Origin of the sequence: Microcoleus sp. S1D4 (assembly GCF_036700765.1) — a bacterium.
Taxonomy (GTDB): Bacteria; Cyanobacteriota; Cyanobacteriia; order Cyanobacteriales; family Microcoleaceae; genus Microcoleus.
Genome location: NZ_JAUBPP010000002.1, coordinates 302,575 through 319,197, shown reverse-complemented (window position 1 = coordinate 319,197; position 16,623 = coordinate 302,575). Strand labels below are relative to the sequence as shown.

The following is a 16,623-nucleotide window of genomic DNA, read 5'->3' as shown; positions in this document are numbered from 1 at the left end:
ATAATTAATTTTCAACAGCCCCTAAAGCTTTGAGCGTGGCTTTTTCAACTTCTGTTAAACCCGTAACTCCTGCAATATTCATGTTTTCATAAGGTCTGTCACTTTTGAGTATTTTGAGGCACTCACCTGTCTCAACATCCCAAAGTCTAATTTTGCCATCACGACTGCAAGCAGCAATAATTTTTCCATTTGAACTGAAGGCAACTGAGTTAATTCTACTGGTATGATCTTGCAAAATTTTTAGACATTCACCTGTACGGATATCCCATATTCTTACCGTTCCATCTACACTTCCACTAGCAACTATTTCACCCGAATAACTAAAGGCAACTGAACGTATCCAATCAGTATGCCCGTGAAAAATATTGAGGCATTCACCGCTGTTGATATCCCATAGTCTTACTGTTTGATCGATACTTCCACTGGCAAGTATTTCACCGTTCTGGCTAAAGGTGATCGCGCGTACCCAATCCGTATGCCCGTGCAATATTTGGAGGCATTCACCAGTATGGATATCCCACAGCCTCACCGTTCCGTCAAAACCTTCACTGGCAAATATCTCGCCCAAAGGACTGAAAGCAGCCGAGTATACATAATTGTTATGTCCGTGCAACGTTTTGATGCATTCGCCAGTACCGATATCCCACAGCCTCACCGTTTGGTCATAACCTGCACTCGCAAGTATTTCACCATTTGGACTGAAGGCGATCGATCGTGTTTCATTGCCAAATTCTGGCAAAGTATGAAGGCATTCACCACTGCGAATATCCCACAGTTTCAGTGTTTGGTCATAACTAGCGCTGGCAAGTATTTGACCCGAAGGATTGAAGGCAACTAAGTTTACCCGATCGAGATGCCCGTGCAAAATTTGGAGGCACTCACCGCTGCTGACATCCCACAGCTTGACAGTTTGTTCGTCATCGCCGCTAGCAAGTATTTTACCGTTTGGACAGAAGGCGATCGATATTACTTGATTGCGATGCCCTTGCAGTGTATTCAAGCATTCACCGCTGTCGATATCCCACAGCCTCAGCGTTTTATCGTAACTACCGCTAACAAGTATTTCACCGTTTGGACTGAAGGCGACTGACCTTACTTGATTGCTATGTCCTTGCAAAGTATTCAAGCATTCACCAGTGCGAATATCCCACAGCTTTGCTGTTCGATCGTGACTTCCACTTGCGAGTATTTCGCCCGAAGGACTGAAGGCTATTGACCGTACTCGATCGCCATGTCCCTCCAAAGTTTTGAGACATTCACCGCTACTGATATCCCACAGTTTCACTGTTTTTTCGCTGCTGCCACTAGCAAGTATTTCACCCGCAGGATGGAAAGCTACTGAAAACACGTTTTTAGTATGACCGTACAAAATTTTGAGGCATTCACCAGTACCGACATTCCACAGCCTTACTGTTGTGTCGCCGCTTCCACTGGCTAACATCTCACCAGCAGGATGGAAAGCCACTGAAAATACAACTTTAGTATGGTCTTGCAAAATTTTGCAGCATTCACCCGTGTGAATATCCCATAACCTGATCGCGCCATCAAAACTCCCGCTAGCGAGTATATTTCCATCAGGATTGAAGGTGACTGACATTACCGATCCGGTATGTCCCTGCAAAACTTTTAAACATTCACCAGTCTTGACATCCCATAACTTGATTATATTTTCATAGCTCCCGCTAGCAAGTATCTTACCGTCAGGACTGAAGGCGACTGACTCCACCACGTTGGTATGTCCTTTACAGGTCAATATTTCTCTGCAACTGCTAGCTTCCCACAAGCGAACTATGCCATCACTATCACCTGTAGCTAACAGTTTGCCATCGGGACTAAATATGACAGATCGCACGCTGCTGAAGATTTTAGTAAAAGCTGAATTAGCCAAATTAGCTTCAGCAAAGTTGACGTGGCGCAGATTAGCATTTGTAAAATCAGCACCTAAAATAACTGCACGAGAAAGGTCTTTTGTTTCTAACGCAGTGCGATCGATTTTCACCAACAGCGTCGCCGCATTCCCTCCCACATAACCCACCTCGCTTTCAGTTTTGCCCCGCGTTGCTTCCAGAATTTCCAATAATTCCTCCGTAGCTGCCCCTACATCAAGGCAGGGCCGGCACGAGGACACCGCCCCTACCATTGGTAACAACAAATCCATCACAGCTTTTGTCAGCGGCGCTTTTCCGAAACTCTGACAAAGTTGCCCTAAATCTTCAGCAGTAAATCCCTGCAAAGGCGCGATAAGTTCACCATTGTTTCTCTTTTGGGCTTGCAATCGACAATAATTAGACCAAGTATATTTTTGAGGCGCTGCATTAGGATCTAAACAAGACTGTTCAGGCGCAACTAATTCGGTAAAATCTGCGGCCAAAACTCCCAATTCCGCCGCAAATTTGTAAGCGACAAAAAACTCTAACAGCGAACGATGCGCTGGAGTATAATCTCCATCTGCATTGCGAATTAGCATCGTTTGACCCATCATGTCGTAGTGCCAGTGGTCTAAGTCTTTTTCCTCCTGCACGACGGAACCAAACAGGCCTCGAATGCGATCGGGAAAACCGCGATAATTGAGACTCATTTGGTTGGTAGACAGCATTTCCCAAGACAGTTCGCACAAAAAGTAAAGCTTATCTGCTACTGAAGTAAAAGTACGTTCAGCTTTGATATCTCTCTCTATCTTCCGCCGCACCGCATACAGATAAATCCGCGACATATCGACTGGTTTTCCAGCTTCAATATCGGGCAATGCTTCCAAAATTAACTCGGTCATCACCGGGCGACGCGCTAAATCCAATAGCTGCGGGTTTCCCATCACTTTTTCGACAGTAGCAGCTTCGGTTTGAAATGACAGCGCTTGCCCAATTTGCTCGTCGTTAAATTTCTCTAATTCTAAGACTTCAAATTGGGGAGTTTCGCCTGTTAAAATGGTTGTTGATGCTTGCAGTTCTGCATTGAACAATGCCCGTCCTTCCTTGCCTTCAGGAAAGTGTTCGGTACGGCAAGTCAGGATGACTTTTGCGCCGGGAACGACGGCTTTTGCTAATTCCCAGAAGTTGTTGATGGTTTCTTGCCGATCGCACTTAGCGGCCATTTCATCAAAACCATCGAAAATCAACAGAAACTTACCCATGCGATTCAGTTGTTCAAAGGCCGAATAACCCGCCAAAGGTATCTCGTGTTTCCGAAAGAAAAACTCGGAAAATAGCGACTCCACACTAACGGCTTTCGCGTAATCTCGCAGCGGAATTACTAACGGCAACCTCGGACGTTGCAAGCCGCCCTTTTGAGCTTTTTTGTAGCGTTGCAGCGCCATCCAAGCATAGTGCATTGCAAACCAAGTTTTCCCCGTCCCAAATTCTCCTAAAACTGAAATATGTTCTTTTACGGGGTCATCCAACCACAGGTCAATATAACCTTCAATCCAGCCATCTCCTTCGCCATAATGACTCACTCCTATTTTGCGGTGAGTATCGGGGTCAATTTCTTCTTTTGTACAAGCTAGTGGCACGTATTTTGTATTAATTTTCCGGCTGGTAATTTCAGTTTCTAGCCAATCCAGATAAGCGGTAAAATCGGCATCTTGGTCGAGCAATTCATCGAAAGTATAGCAAGCTAAATCGCGATTTTCATCTTTTTTTACTTCATCCCGCGCGGCGCTACTGATGCGGCGGGCGGTGACTAACCAGCCTTCATCGGTGCGCTGTTTTTCCACCGACTCGCGCAAGGCCGAAATGTCCTTAAGTCCGGCTTCTCCGGCTATTCCGCGCACTAAAATGCGATCGTACCGATTGCGTCTGACGGGAACATTGATAATCCATTCAAAATAGTTATCTTCCGAGATGTGATAGGTTTCAAACTTATAACTTAATGTTTCAAACCAACCACGAACTTGCTGTGATAAAATAAAAGCTTGAGACTTTTGAATATTAGTTGATGCTGCGGCGGCGGGAAGTGCGGGATAATCTTCAGCTTCCAGTCGTGCAAACTCGGTGCGAATTCCTTCGATAGTGGGCAGGCGTTCGATGCGATCCATTACCAAAGATAGGCGTTTTTGCAAAGATGCGATCGAATTTCCCACCATCACGTCGTTGATCGATCTCGTCCGCTTTGCTACCTCCATAAACACGGCCGCAAAAGCCATGAATTCCCGTCTGGGGTCAATCCCTAAATTTCGGAGTTCCCGACCCAAAGCAGACTCGCTGAGAAACTCATCGCCTGCTTGAATTAAAATGGCTGGGCTATCGGACTCGAAGGCTTTGCGAAATGCTGATTCAATCTCTTTTTGGCGAAACAGTTCTAAAATTTGTTTGGGTTTGCCAGCGCCGTACTCGACTAAAGTATAAACGTAAACTCCGCTAAAATCTGCGGGCGGAGCATCAGGATCGAGGTTAAATTTTTTTAAGATTTTGATGACTCTTTCGTTGCGCTGAAGCTTGTCTTGTAGGGTGCCGAAGGGAATTGTCGTCAGGAGACTGATAACTAAGTCGAGACTAATTAGCATGATTTAGGCTTTCCTGTTTTTCTGTGGAAGTAATGCTCAAATCTAGAATCGGTAGGCTGTGTCCCTGAAATGCGCTGCGGGCGATGATCGCAAACAGCTCTAATTTTATGGTAACAGGATTTACGCGCCCCGACCAAAGAAACTGGGTTTTTACGGAATCTGCTGGTAGGAGCGCGTCTTTTCCTAAAAAACCCGGTTTCTGACCCACCGTTGGTAAGTTATATTCAGTTAATTAACTTAGCATTTTTTAGGAAATTTTACAACTATAAAACACACTAAAAACCGAAATAAATTGTAGCAATAATAGCTCTAATGGAGTTGTTATATACGATATTTAAAAGTTAAAATATAGATAACTAACAAATAAAATTTGCTATCTATGAAAATACAATCTTCTGTCTTAGTCCACCTTGGATTTGGCAAATATGTACGCTCCGATCGAGTAACAGCAGTAATACCAATTGAAGAAGAACGCGGACCCGGTCGGCGCACTTTTGTGCACGTAGATGGCGAAGCAGACCCGATCGTGGCTTCGCGCGCGGAAGATACAATTGTTCGCGATTTGGTGCAGGAACCGCGCGAAATAACTCAAGCTCGGCAGCAACAAGAAATCCTGCAAGATTTGCTGGCAGATTTGAGCAATGTTAACGTCACCGTGCGCCGCATCAGCCGCGATGAAGGCGGACTCGATCTCGAACGTTTAGACCCATATTCCGCAGATATTTAGACAAATTTAATAGTTTTAAATTTGTCGGCATAAAGCCATGAAATCAACATACGGTATCAAGTATTTCCAAAAGTATATAATAGAGTCAGGAACACAGGTGTAAAAAATCAGGAATCAGCCCCCAGTCGAAATAAAAGTCCTCAACATAGATCGTTTAGGAATAATAGCCTAAATTATCGATGAAATGGAACTGGTAGAATTAGTGAATAAACAAATCGGTATCAAAGAAAAAGAACTCCTAACTCCCGGACAAGTAATGAAAGCAATGATTTTGAATGGATTAGAATTTTTGAGCGCCCCTTGATACTTATTTGAACAATTTTTTGTCGGCAAAGCAACATCACATCTGATTGGAGAAGGAGTATTACCATCACATTTAAATGATGACCAATTAGCCAGAGCATTAGACAAATATTATGCAGCAGGCACAACACAACTATTTACAACAATCGCTATAAAAGCTGCCGAAAAATTTCAAGTAAAAATGAAGAGCATTCATTTGGATGGAACTTCAATGTATGTACATGGGGAGTACGCAAAGCCGTCAGAAAAAGGAGTCAATAAGCCGTTAAGATTGAGTCATAAGTGAAAATTCAAGAATCATCGCATGAATCAGAGATGAAAACCATAGAACTCAAACATGGATATTCGAGGGAGCATCGACCAGACCTCAAGCAATTTATTGTTGACATGATTTGTACAGGAGATGGAGATGTACCATTATATTTAAAAATAGACTCAGGAAATATCGATGACAAAAGTGTATTTGTAGAGCGATTAAAAGAATTCAAAAAGTCCTGGAATTTTGAAGGAGTAAATGTAGCAGATAGTGCCTTGTATACCAAAGATAATATCATCGCTATGAGAGAAATGAAATGGAAAACTAGAGTTCCTTTAACTATAAAAATGGCTCAGGAGGCAATATTAAATATCGCAGCTCACCAATGGACATACAGTGAAATATCAGGATATAAAATGGTCGAAAAAGTAAGTGATTATGGAGAAGTCAAGCAAAGATGGTTAATCGTAGAAAGTGAAGCGAGGAAAAAATCTAGTATTGAACAAGTAAATAAGCAAGTAGAAAAACAAAAAAAAGCATCAACCTCTATACGCAAGCTATCCCAGCCAAGTTTTGCTTGTGAACCGAATGCTAAAATGGCTCTCGAAAAATTATCAAATTCATTCAAATATCATAAAATTAACCATATTATTTATCAAAAAATAGCCGAATATGAGCAATCAGGTAGACCCAGTAAATTGGTCATAACTACTCAAATAAATTATCGAATAACAGGTGAATTAGAGACTAAATTAGAAGTAAGTGAATCTGAAAAACTGGGCAGGAAGATTTATTTTAGCAACAAACATTATTGACAAGAATGAATTGAGTAAGGAGAGCGTACTCAAAGAATACAAAGCCCAACAATCTACAGAAATAGGATTTAAATTCCTGAAAGATCCGTTGTTTTTTACTTCAAGTGTCTTCGTAAAAAATCCTCAGAGAGTAGAAGCAATTTAACGGTAGAACATCGAAAAATTCTCTCTTGTTTAGGGACAGTCTGTCGTTAATATTATCTGATTATTTAATCAGGGGGATTTGAAGTCAAATTGAGATACTTGTCTAGCCAATCAACTTTATCAACATAATAATTATGGTCGAAAAACCTCTGGATTTATTGGAATGTATTGTCTGATAAATTGAGCAAGTCATTGTCACAGAAAAACACCTGGATTTAACTTGAGATATTGTCTACTAATTTTCACACAAAATAGAAATTAAACTTAAAAAAGTTAGACTAAAAAAATGCTGGCTTTGATTTTTCAAAAATACCAGTAAGATGAATCACATCTGCTGAATGTGGGTTAAAAGTAATAACTCAAACAGATTTTCTATCAAAAAATTTGCGGGTTGTTAAGGGAGGAGTTAAAATATCTAACAAAACTTTTCTATATATATCTAAACCTTTGGCATTGAGGTGAACGCCATCAATTGTTAAATCTGTATTTAGAGCTTTGTCCTTAAATAAGGCTTGTATGCCGCTAGATTCCACGGTTATATTTTCTTCGGCTGCTACTTTATTGATGAGAACATTGATTTCGTCAACTCTAGCAATTGTTCCTGCAAATTTAGGATTGTGGCTGGCGACAAGAGTTGAATAAAAAGCAGGAATTAGAATAATCTGTTTGCTGCCGATCGAGCGCATAATTGCGATCGCCTCTTTCAAATTTCTGACAAACTGCTCGTCGCCAATGCCATACATAGCATCATTTGTGCCGATCGCCAAAATCGATTTTTTGCAGGTAAAGCCCTGTGGCACTACCAATTTTAGCTGTTCTAGCAGCGAAACAGAGCTCATGCCGCCGATCGCAAAATTAAAGTTTTTTTCTCCCAAAGAATCGCCCAGGGCTGAAGAAATAGAATCGCCCCACACGCAACCTTCATATTGCTGCTCTTTAATTTGCTGCACCTGATTGTAAACCGAAGCTTGCCACCAGAGTGCAGAACTAACAGTGTCCCCCGAAGGTTGCGGGTTAGCCAACCCCCGAAAAGGGATGTACGCCGACAACAACAAAGCCAAGACGGCCGAGATTAATTTAAATTTAACTTTCATACAAATTGCTGCTACTTTTGCTGCTACTTTAGTTTATGCCATTGCTTTAACCAGCAGTCAGGATTTCTGCAAATTTAGCGAAATGGTGATGCGACTGTTGCGGTTAATATTTGTAGGGCAAGTTTCACCAACAATCTGTCAGCTACCTCCCGAATATTTGTCAACCCGCCCCACATCTTAATTAACCTTTCGCCGCCAACAATTCAGGTTGTAAAACCTGATTTAATTTGCCGCTGCGAAACCCCTCCAAATCCAAAGTCGCGTACACAAAACCAAACTCCTGAAACACCGCCACCAATGCAGGCAAATCCGCATTTATCACAAACTCCTGAATCTCCGCCGCCGGCAGTTCAATTCGCGCCGTATCTCCATCCGATCGCACTCGCAAATTCTTTAGCCCCAACTGCCGCAAATACCGTTCGGCGCGCCCCACTCTTTGCAACTTGGCAACAGTAATTTCTTCGCCGTAAGGAAAGCGCGAACTCAAACAAGGTTGAGCCGGTTTGTCCCACCAAGGCAAACCCAATTCTTTTGCTAACTGCCGCACTTCAAATTTAGTCATGCCGACTTCTGCTAAAGGCGATCGCGCGCCGCGTTCCTTCGCAGCCTGAATTCCGGGACGGTAATCCTTTAAATCGTCTGCATTCACCCCATCCACCACATAAGGATAACCCTTTTCTAGTGCTAGCGGTTTCAAAGTATCGTGCAGTTCGCTTTTGCAGAAATAGCAGCGATTAACCGGATTAGAAGTGTAATTGGGATTTGCCATTTCCTGAGTTTCGACTTCCTCGTGGGCGATGCCAATTTCTGCTGCTTGAATGCGCGCATCTTCTAAATCTTCTGGCAGTATAGACGGGGAAACTGCAGTCACGGCCAAAGCGCGATCGCCCAAAACGTCCCAAGCAATTTTTGCTACCAAAGTGCTGTCAATTCCGCCAGAGTAGGCAATCAGCGCCCGTTCCATCTGCGCGAAAATATCTTTTAATTGTTCTAATTTTTGAGCTAACATAATTTCAACTTTTTGTTACATTATAAACACAGGAGCAAAAAACCCGACTAAACAAAAAGATATCAACAAAGCCGATCGCGATCTGTTACCTTCTTGACATCCGTTACATCTGCTGCCGAACTTCCTTCTCGTGCTATTCTGGATCGATACCGAGGGCTGCCAATCTCGCCAAAAGTTCTTGATTTCGCTGTCTTTCTTGTTCCAGCAGCGTCTGGGCTAACTCTTTGTCTTGCTGTTGGCGATCGGCCCGCTGACGTTCGTTTTTCGCCCGCTGGCGTTCGTTTTCCGCCCGCTGGCGTTCGTTTTCCGCCCGTTCTTCCGGCCACAAAAGAACTCTCCTCCCGCATTCCACCGGCGCAGCCAAGATCCCGTTCTACCTTCGCGAGTTCCCTCCCAAACCCCCAAAAATAGATCTAATCCAGGTATTAAATAACGCCCGTTTTCATCTGGATTTTGATTGTCGTAACGCTCGGATTCTAGCGCATAAACTTCTATTCTGCCCGTATGCGGTCGAAAAATCACATAGCGAGGAACTTTGATTACTTGTTGGTAAAAAAACCATTTTCCGATTTCTTCTGTGTGTTCGACAGAATATTCATCGCCGTAAGTAGCTGACAGAAATTCCATCACTACAAAGGGAACTGTTCCTTCGGTATGAGGCGTGTAACTGCGGCGCGGATAACTGTGGGGCCAAGGTTGCACTGGCCCCACGTACATCCAGTCTGGGGCTTTGCAAATAGTGCGATCGTCCACAGCCGCACACAAAGTAAAATTAGAAACTATTAGTGCGTCTTGGATTAGTTCCGGGGAATCCACTACAGACTGGCGCAAACCGTGAGCTAGCAAGGGATGGTCTGTATCGTCTACAGGGTCATCTGGTAGGATAAAATCATCGGCCAGCAGGGGCCAAGTAATCTTTAGCTGCGATATCGGTTTTTGAATTACAGCACTCATAAGTCACCTCATTTTACCAATAAAAATTTGAGTTTTAGTGGAAATTGCCGATCGACAACCTTCTCTATATCTTAGCGCGCTAATTCGAGCGCAAAATAGGTTTGCAGTCAGAACTTTACTCCTCGCTGCAAACCATTCCCGGCGGTGCCCAATGCACGTTTTAAAATTCCCGGCGGGAAAATATGGCGATCGCAACTGACAGCAGCACCACCACATACAGCAAACCGTAGCCAGCATCTGTAATCAAACCCGCCAAGTAAGGAACTTGTCCGTAAACAGCATCATTTTTTAAATTGAATCTGGCTAAATCCGGCAAAACCAGATAAAGTCCCATCATCAATTGTTCAATGCCAGGATTTTTAGTTAACTTACCTACAGCCACCAAATCCCGCGTCGAATGTCCCATCAAATAAACGCCAAATGTCAGTAAAGCTGCCAGCAGCGAACTGCTAAACACCCCAAATAAAATCCCGACACCAGCCATGAGACACAGCTCAAACCAAATAAACAGCGAAGCAATTAAAATGCTTTCCAAAGGGTAAGGAATCCGGCTAAAACTCAAAATAACCAGATAGACAACAGTCATGGCCGCTACAAGCGCAAATAGCACCGCCGACAGCCCTAAGTGCTTGCCTACAATTAACTCAGCCCGACTTATCGGCTTAGCAACTAATAGGTAAACAGTCCGCTTTTCAATTTCTTTGTTGACCAGTTCGGTAGCCACAAACACTGTGGCAATTAGACCGAGAATGCTCATACCAGCCAAACCGATATCTAAGATAATTTTTTTCTCGGTTGTCGCGGCCAATTCGGGTATCAAGCGTACCGCTGCTCCCATCAAGAGAGCAAAAATAATAATTATGTAAAGGATGCGATCGCGAATTACTTCCCAAAATACATTAATTGCGACTGTCAATATTCTTCTCAAATTCATCTAGTTATAAACCCGCTGGAAACTTTCGTCATATTTTAGTTGAAGGAAGAAGTCATTAGTCATTAGTCATTTGTTATTAGTTATTTGTTCTTTGTTATTGGTAACAACTGACAACTGACAACTGACAACTGACAACTGACAACTGACAACTGGCAACTGCTTTCCGTCCAACGTCATCAGGAAGAAGGAAGAAGGCTTGGGAGCATCTCATTTTTGTAAAAAGCATCTTTTTTATTATAGTGCGAGTTCTTAAGCTCGCACTATAATTAAACGCAAAACACCAGATGCTCCCGAAGCTTGGCTTCGGCTTGCGGGTCAATCTCCCCATCTCCCAACCGCCAGAGACTGGCTCAAACTTGAGCGTCTCCGGCAGTTCCATCTTTTTTGAGTCCGGGTTTTGAGCGTTTGATAGCGTCGCAGGTTACAGTCGCCCGATTGGCTGTATCGAACACCTCGCAAGACTTGGTAAACGAATATATTTCCGGTCGAAAAACCAGCCCCATCCAGGTTGCTTGCATCTCTAACTGATAGCGCGACTGTCCTTGAACGATCGAAGTTTTGACATCCCAGCTACCATCTTCTGGGACTGTCCCAATTGTTCCTAATGCTTTATTTTTGAGAAAAAATCGCTCATTGTCAATATCTATTAACATTTGTTCAACCTGCGGCCACGGTTTGGTGCGGGCTTCATTTTTTACGTATCGCTCCATTGCATTGAGGATGACAACTCCTCGGGAACGATTAATAGTTGGCTGTTGAAATGTCACCACATAATCGCTTTTTCTCAAATCCTGCGATAAAATGCTCGGATACTGTTGTATCCAACTTTGAACTAAAAAATGAAATGTAAACCAACAGGAAAATGTCACATGAATTAGAGCAATCATCAAAAACTGAGGGCGCATCAACTCTCTGATACTTTCCCGTTTTGAATCGCTCTTCCAAACCCTGATTATTGCAAGAACTACTACTGCTATAATCGGCCCGGATATCCAGGCTATTTCCTTCTTGTCCGACGGCAATCTGATCAGCAACCACAATCCAATTAAGATGCTTGTCACCCACGGACTCAGGCTTACTCCTTTAATCACAAAAGGTGCTTGGCTGGTCAGCAAACCCATTGAAAGTATAAAAAATAACCAGCTCATATCAAACATCAGAGTTCTTGTCTGCCAGTCAGTGATTGCTGCCACTGCCAGCAAACCTAAAAAGATGCTGAGCAGTAAAGGAGTTTTCCAGTGGACAACTCTAGGCGGAATTATCGCCTTTTGAACTTTTTTATTGGCTTCCCACAGGTTGTTCGTCACCTTAGTGAGTTGCTGAGTGACATCCAAAAATTGCTTCATCATATATTTCAATTATTGACGCTTTCCACAAACAACACTGTTAAAATAACGATATTACTAACAGTATGGGCAATTAAAACTGCTCCAAACTGGGTAGTTACTTGAAAAGTTTTTTTGAGAGGACGGCGGGTGAGAGTCGGGGGCCCTAAAAACTGAGGCTTGGAAGCTTTTTTATTACCTGAAACCCAGTTTTCTATAATTTGTAAACTCTGCCATTTCGCTAAAAAAGTGATCGCCAATAATAATACGGCAATCATAGTTAGGGTAGGGTAAAGACTCGGATTTCCGCCTAATAACATATAACCGATTAGCTCTTCCCGCAAATCTTTGGGAAGAATGCTTTCTATGCCGAAGAAAACTAACCAACCTACGCAAGTGCAAGCGAGATTGAGGATGGCTGTATATTCAACGCTGGTTTTGGGGCCGAGTTTCAGTAGTTTTTGCAGAAACCACGATTCGATCGCGATCGCCAAAAATATAATTAAAACTTGCACCAAAACAATCCGAAATGGGAAAACATTTGCAATCATAAGCTTTCAGGTATATCATCCCGGGTGAGATTTTAATTGTACAGCACCAGCGGAATCATCAAGAGCTGCTGGTCTTAGCCCTCAAGATCCTTCGATCGATCGCCCTTTTGAACATCAGGTGGTTTAGCACTTATCCTATAATCTTTTGAGATCCGCCTGCACAATGGAAACATTCAACATTCAAGGCGCGCGATCGAAGTACCCACCCCAGTACCCACCCCGAGAAAGACTCAAATAACAGAAGATGCGGCGATCGCCAGCGGTACGGCCAAGTTAGCTGCCGTTAGTAGATCGCCAGCGGTGCGGCGCAGATGCTATAGTTTGGCGGGGACAACAGCAAGAGCTAGACTGCATAGAAGCAGAACGCGGCTGGGAAATTGCTACAATGGCGATCGCCAGCGGCTAGTATAAAACTATCGTTCTCGACGAACTCAATCCCACAGTAGACTTAGAACTGCTGTCGGTAGAGCCGATCGTCCAAGCCCTACTGCAGAAGCCCCGCGATACTGAAATCATTATCACCGGGCGCTGTCACAAACCCCACGCTGACCATGACTTGGCCAGCGTACACTCCGAGGTATACTGTCACAAACACTACGGCGATCGGGGCGTAGAATTCAAACGGGGTGTAGACTTTTAAACCCCAAAGTGGCTCGGATTGAACTCCGCGCCAGTTATTTAAAAGCCAATACGCTTGAGTTAACAGGGTTTGTTTCCAAAGAGAGCCCTACTCGACCCCTACTCCCCAAAAAAAAGGGGAAGCAAGAGAAAACTCTTGTCACCCCATTTTGAACGGAAGCTAGGGAACAAGCTAAGGAGCGATCTTAATGAAACCGTATTGATTTAAAAACGGCCCTGCCTGAAAAACCGGAAATTGCCACAAAGCCTTGTTACTAAGTAACCAATCCCTGACTTTTCATTGTCTGGCGATCGCAGCGATCGACCTATCTTAATCTTGAATTTCCTTCCCTGGAGGCGATCCCCGACCGCAAATCCAGAATGGAACATTAATAAAATGAGGTGCGTCTTCTTGAGCGTGAGCATCAGAGACAGCCCACAAGGATTATTCAAGGGTGAAGACATTGAAAATAAAAGCTTACAAGCAAAAAGTCGGGGAGGGAGAAAGTCTAGACACGGTTAACGCCAGTAGGCTAGACTTGCGGCTGGCAAACAGGTTAAACTACAGCGGCATCCAAACATTCGGTGTTCTAGGCAGTGTCTGTAGTCGCGAAAGCGATGACCAACAAGTATGAGGAGTGAAGCTGTATGACAACTTTAAGTGACGATCCTAATCAATTAGATTTAAACCTTCCCGGACTAGGGCCCGATACAATATTCGCCGGAGCCGGAGCGGATTTCGTAAGAACTTCCACCCTCGGCGGCAGTTTAATATTTGGTCAAGGCGATAACGATACCTTGGTTTCCGTCGGCCCGAACGATACCATATACGGCGGCGAAGACGAAGATTCCATCAGATCCCAGCGCACTCCCGCCTTGCTGTTTGGCGACGGAGGCTCAGACACCATAGTTGCTGAAGCCCGCGCTACCGTGTACGGCGGTGCGGGAGAAGACTTCCTGCAAGGTACTGTCGAAGCTAACCTCATATTTGGTAATGAGGACGCGGATACGATCTTGGGAGGAGCGCAGAGAAGAGACTCGCTCTACGGCGGCAAGGGCAATGACGCGATCGGCTTCTTCATCGCAGGGGGCGGCAACAACCTTTCTTTACCCGGTGGCTTGGCTATTGGCTTCGCTGGCAACGAAGGCAGCAACTACTTGCGGGGCGATTTGGGCGACGACTTGGTTGTAGGTATCAATCAGAGAGACAGTCTCTTCGGCGGTAAAGGTAACGACACCCTGACAGGTGTCGCCAGCAGCAGCTACTTGTCGGGCGATCTTGACAACGATACTTTAGTTATTACCAACACTACCCAAACAAGCCCGTTTGCTTCCAACGTCATCACGATCGGCATTGAGAAAACCACCTTGATCGGCGGTGGGGGCAACGATTCCCTCTACGGCGCGATCGGCGACTTTGGCACCGGCAGAAACTTCTATGACGGCGGCGACGGCAACGACACGATCAAGGTTTTTGCTACGCAGGATACCGCGCTGGGAGGTGCAGGCGACGACTTCATTACGTCTGCGACGGTGACTGTGCTTTCGAGCGTAGGCGCGCAGAGTTCATTTCCAGGCTTTGCGGGTCGGAACTTGCTCGACGGCGGCGAGGGCAACGATACCATCGTGGCAGCTTTTTCGACTGACACAATGATCGGTGGCGGTGGCAATGACACCTTGAGTGGCTTCTTTGCTCAAGCCTTCGGTGGAGATGGCGACGATACGATCGATGCCTCTTCTGCCCGTAATACTGGGCGGATTAGTCTCGATGGCGGCCTGGGCAATGATTTCTTAATTGGCAACAGCACCTCCGGTGTCACCAACTTCATGAACGGCGGTGAAGGAAATGACAACATCATTTTTGGTGGCACGGGCGATCGATTAATTGGCTCATTTGGCGGTAACGACACCATCTCCTACGCTGTCGGTGTCAACTTTAGCGGTATCACAACCACAAACGTGATTACCGATAACTTAGGCAGCAACTTCATCACCGGCGGCAACGGCAATGATTCGATTACTACCGGTGCTGGCGACGACATACTGTTCGGCGGCCCCACCAATCTTGTTACCGCAGGAATTGACGGGAACGATACCTTAAATGCTGGTGGTGGAAACGACACGCTGTTGGGCGGCTTTGGAGACGACTATTTGATCGGAGGAGACGGCAACGACTCTCTCGGCGGCGGGCCCGGTGCAGACACGCTGATTGGCGGCTTCGGCAGTGACAGCTTCTACTACCAAAACGGCACCGAGGGCTTCAGCGGTACTAACGCAGACCAGATCGGTGATTTTACTGCCGGCGTAGACAAAATAGTCTTGGATAGCAATGCCTTCGGCTTGGGTACAGTGAATGGACCGAGCCGACCTGGTTCCCAACAGTTCTTAGTGATTGACGAAGGGGAATACAACGGTCAGGGCGGGCTAAATGGGCAATCACCACTCCTGATCTATGAAAATCGACTGAACGTAAACGACAACACAGGTCGCTTGCTGTACGACCCTGACGGTTCAGGAGCGCTGCCAGCCGTTACACTGGCAAACCTCAACGGCAAACCGGGCTTGACGGTGACTGATATTCAGCTAATTTAATTTAGGTGGCAGCGGGTAAGGTGGGTTTGGAAAAAGCTATCGCCCGCGCCAACTCTAAAAACTAATTGTGCTATGTTTCGAGCTAGGGATATCAATCCCTAGCTTTTTTATTGGCAGCGATTTTGAGGGACTCGGCGGGTGTGTTAGTTTCTTGGTGTAGCGAGGTGTTTCCCTGACATTTGTGTCAACAAACACGTCTTATGTAGTAGCGGTCTACTGTTTGACTATTAGGCCAGATCCCCCCTAACGCCCCTTAGGTCGGGGGGGACAAGAGCATTTTGCGTCTCCGTCACCCCCACATAGTCGCGGAAGAGCATCTTGCGTCTCTCGTGACCCCCATCACAGTCGCGGGGACAGGATTCTCCTCAAAGTCCCCCTTCTTAAGGGGGATTTAGGGGGATCTGGCCTCAGCCAAAAGCGAGATTTATGAATGGTTTGACCTGTTTATTGACACTAATTCCCCTTCAACCATCCTACAAGTTTGGGCGAGCAAAAAAAAGCCAGCAAACAATATGTTTGCTGGATTGAGTAGGCAGGAAAAATTTAGCAAATACTGTGACTAAGCCTTATCTACAATCTCTTTTGCTTTATCTTTGAGGTCTTCTTTCAGGTGCATGGCTGAGGCTTGATCCTGCTTGGCTTGACCCTCTAATTTATCTTTTTGATCCCCTGTAACTTCGCTTACAGCTTCTTGGATTTTGCCTTCAATATTCTTAGCTGTAGCTTCCACTCTGTTTTCAATGTTCATGATTTTTTATATAAACTCTACAATTACCAATATAGAATTTTAAAGTTGAGTC

General features: G+C 44.8%; 12 protein-coding genes and 1 pseudogene. 5 read left to right on the top strand and 8 right to left on the bottom strand.

Annotated features, from left to right (window positions below; all coding sequences use genetic code 11):
- Positions 1-4: 4 nt before the first annotated feature.
- Positions 5-4,501 (bottom strand): NACHT domain-containing protein, encoded by a 4,497-nt coding sequence (locus tag QT998_RS03665; protein WP_333114165.1) that lies wholly within the window; start codon positions 4,499-4,501, stop codon positions 5-7.
- Positions 4,502-4,880: 379 nt separating this feature from the next.
- Here QT998_RS03665 and QT998_RS03660 point away from each other — a divergent pair, with 379 nt between their 5' ends.
- The 3 genes and pseudogenes from QT998_RS03660 (at position 4,881) to QT998_RS03650 (ending at position 6,602) form a co-directional block, all read left to right on the top strand.
- Positions 4,881-5,228, top strand: coding sequence for a hypothetical protein (locus QT998_RS03660; RefSeq protein ID WP_333114160.1), 348 nt, complete (start codon positions 4,881-4,883; stop codon positions 5,226-5,228).
- 184 nt (positions 5,229-5,412) lie between these two features.
- Positions 5,413-5,817 (top strand): annotated as a pseudogene (locus QT998_RS03655) (DUF4277 domain-containing protein).
- Positions 5,814-6,602, top strand: coding sequence for an IS1634 family transposase (locus QT998_RS03650; protein ID WP_442921935.1), 789 nt, complete (start codon positions 5,814-5,816; stop codon positions 6,600-6,602). Before QT998_RS03655 ends, QT998_RS03650 begins: the two are co-directional and overlap by 4 nt.
- A 503-nt stretch (positions 6,603-7,105) precedes the next feature.
- Here QT998_RS03650 and QT998_RS03640 read toward each other — a convergent pair.
- The 6 genes from QT998_RS03640 to fraC form a co-directional block, all read right to left on the bottom strand.
- A complete protein-coding gene (locus QT998_RS03640) occupies positions 7,106-7,840 on the bottom strand; it encodes an SGNH/GDSL hydrolase family protein (RefSeq protein ID WP_333091859.1) in 735 nt (244 codons plus the stop codon).
- A gap of 181 nt (positions 7,841-8,021) precedes the next feature.
- Positions 8,022-8,849: an ATP-dependent sacrificial sulfur transferase LarE gene (gene larE / locus QT998_RS03635; RefSeq protein WP_333114155.1), complete on the bottom strand. Its 828-nt coding sequence runs from the start codon at positions 8,847-8,849 to the stop codon at positions 8,022-8,024.
- A 216-nt stretch (positions 8,850-9,065) separates the two neighbouring features.
- Positions 9,066-9,803: a Uma2 family endonuclease gene (locus QT998_RS03630; protein ID WP_333114154.1), complete on the bottom strand. Its 738-nt coding sequence runs from the start codon at positions 9,801-9,803 to the stop codon at positions 9,066-9,068.
- Between the two features lie 160 nt (positions 9,804-9,963).
- Complete coding sequence (locus tag QT998_RS03625) at positions 9,964-10,737, bottom strand: ABC transporter permease (protein WP_333091864.1); 774 nt, start codon at positions 10,735-10,737, stop codon at positions 9,964-9,966.
- Between the two features lie 350 nt (positions 10,738-11,087).
- Complete coding sequence (locus tag QT998_RS03620) at positions 11,088-12,086, bottom strand: DUF5357 family protein (protein ID WP_333091866.1); 999 nt, start codon at positions 12,084-12,086, stop codon at positions 11,088-11,090.
- A 5-nt stretch (positions 12,087-12,091) separates the two neighbouring features.
- Positions 12,092-12,613, bottom strand: a complete 522-nt coding sequence (fraC, locus tag QT998_RS03615) for a filament integrity protein FraC (RefSeq protein ID WP_333091868.1) — start codon at positions 12,611-12,613, stop codon at positions 12,092-12,094.
- 415 nt (positions 12,614-13,028) lie between these two features.
- Here fraC and QT998_RS03610 point away from each other — a divergent pair, with 415 nt between their 5' ends.
- On the top strand, positions 13,029-13,253 hold the full coding sequence (locus tag QT998_RS03610; RefSeq protein WP_333114286.1) for a cob(I)yrinic acid a,c-diamide adenosyltransferase: 225 nt from the start codon (positions 13,029-13,031) through the stop codon (positions 13,251-13,253).
- Positions 13,254-13,879: 626 nt separating this feature from the next.
- A complete protein-coding gene (locus tag QT998_RS03605; protein WP_333114153.1) occupies positions 13,880-15,823 on the top strand; it encodes a calcium-binding protein in 1,944 nt (647 codons plus the stop codon).
- Between the two features lie 559 nt (positions 15,824-16,382).
- Here the strand turns inward: QT998_RS03605 and QT998_RS03600 are convergent.
- On the bottom strand, positions 16,383-16,571 hold the full coding sequence (locus QT998_RS03600; protein ID WP_194066876.1) for a CsbD family protein: 189 nt from the start codon (positions 16,569-16,571) through the stop codon (positions 16,383-16,385).
- Positions 16,572-16,623 lie beyond the last annotated feature (52 nt).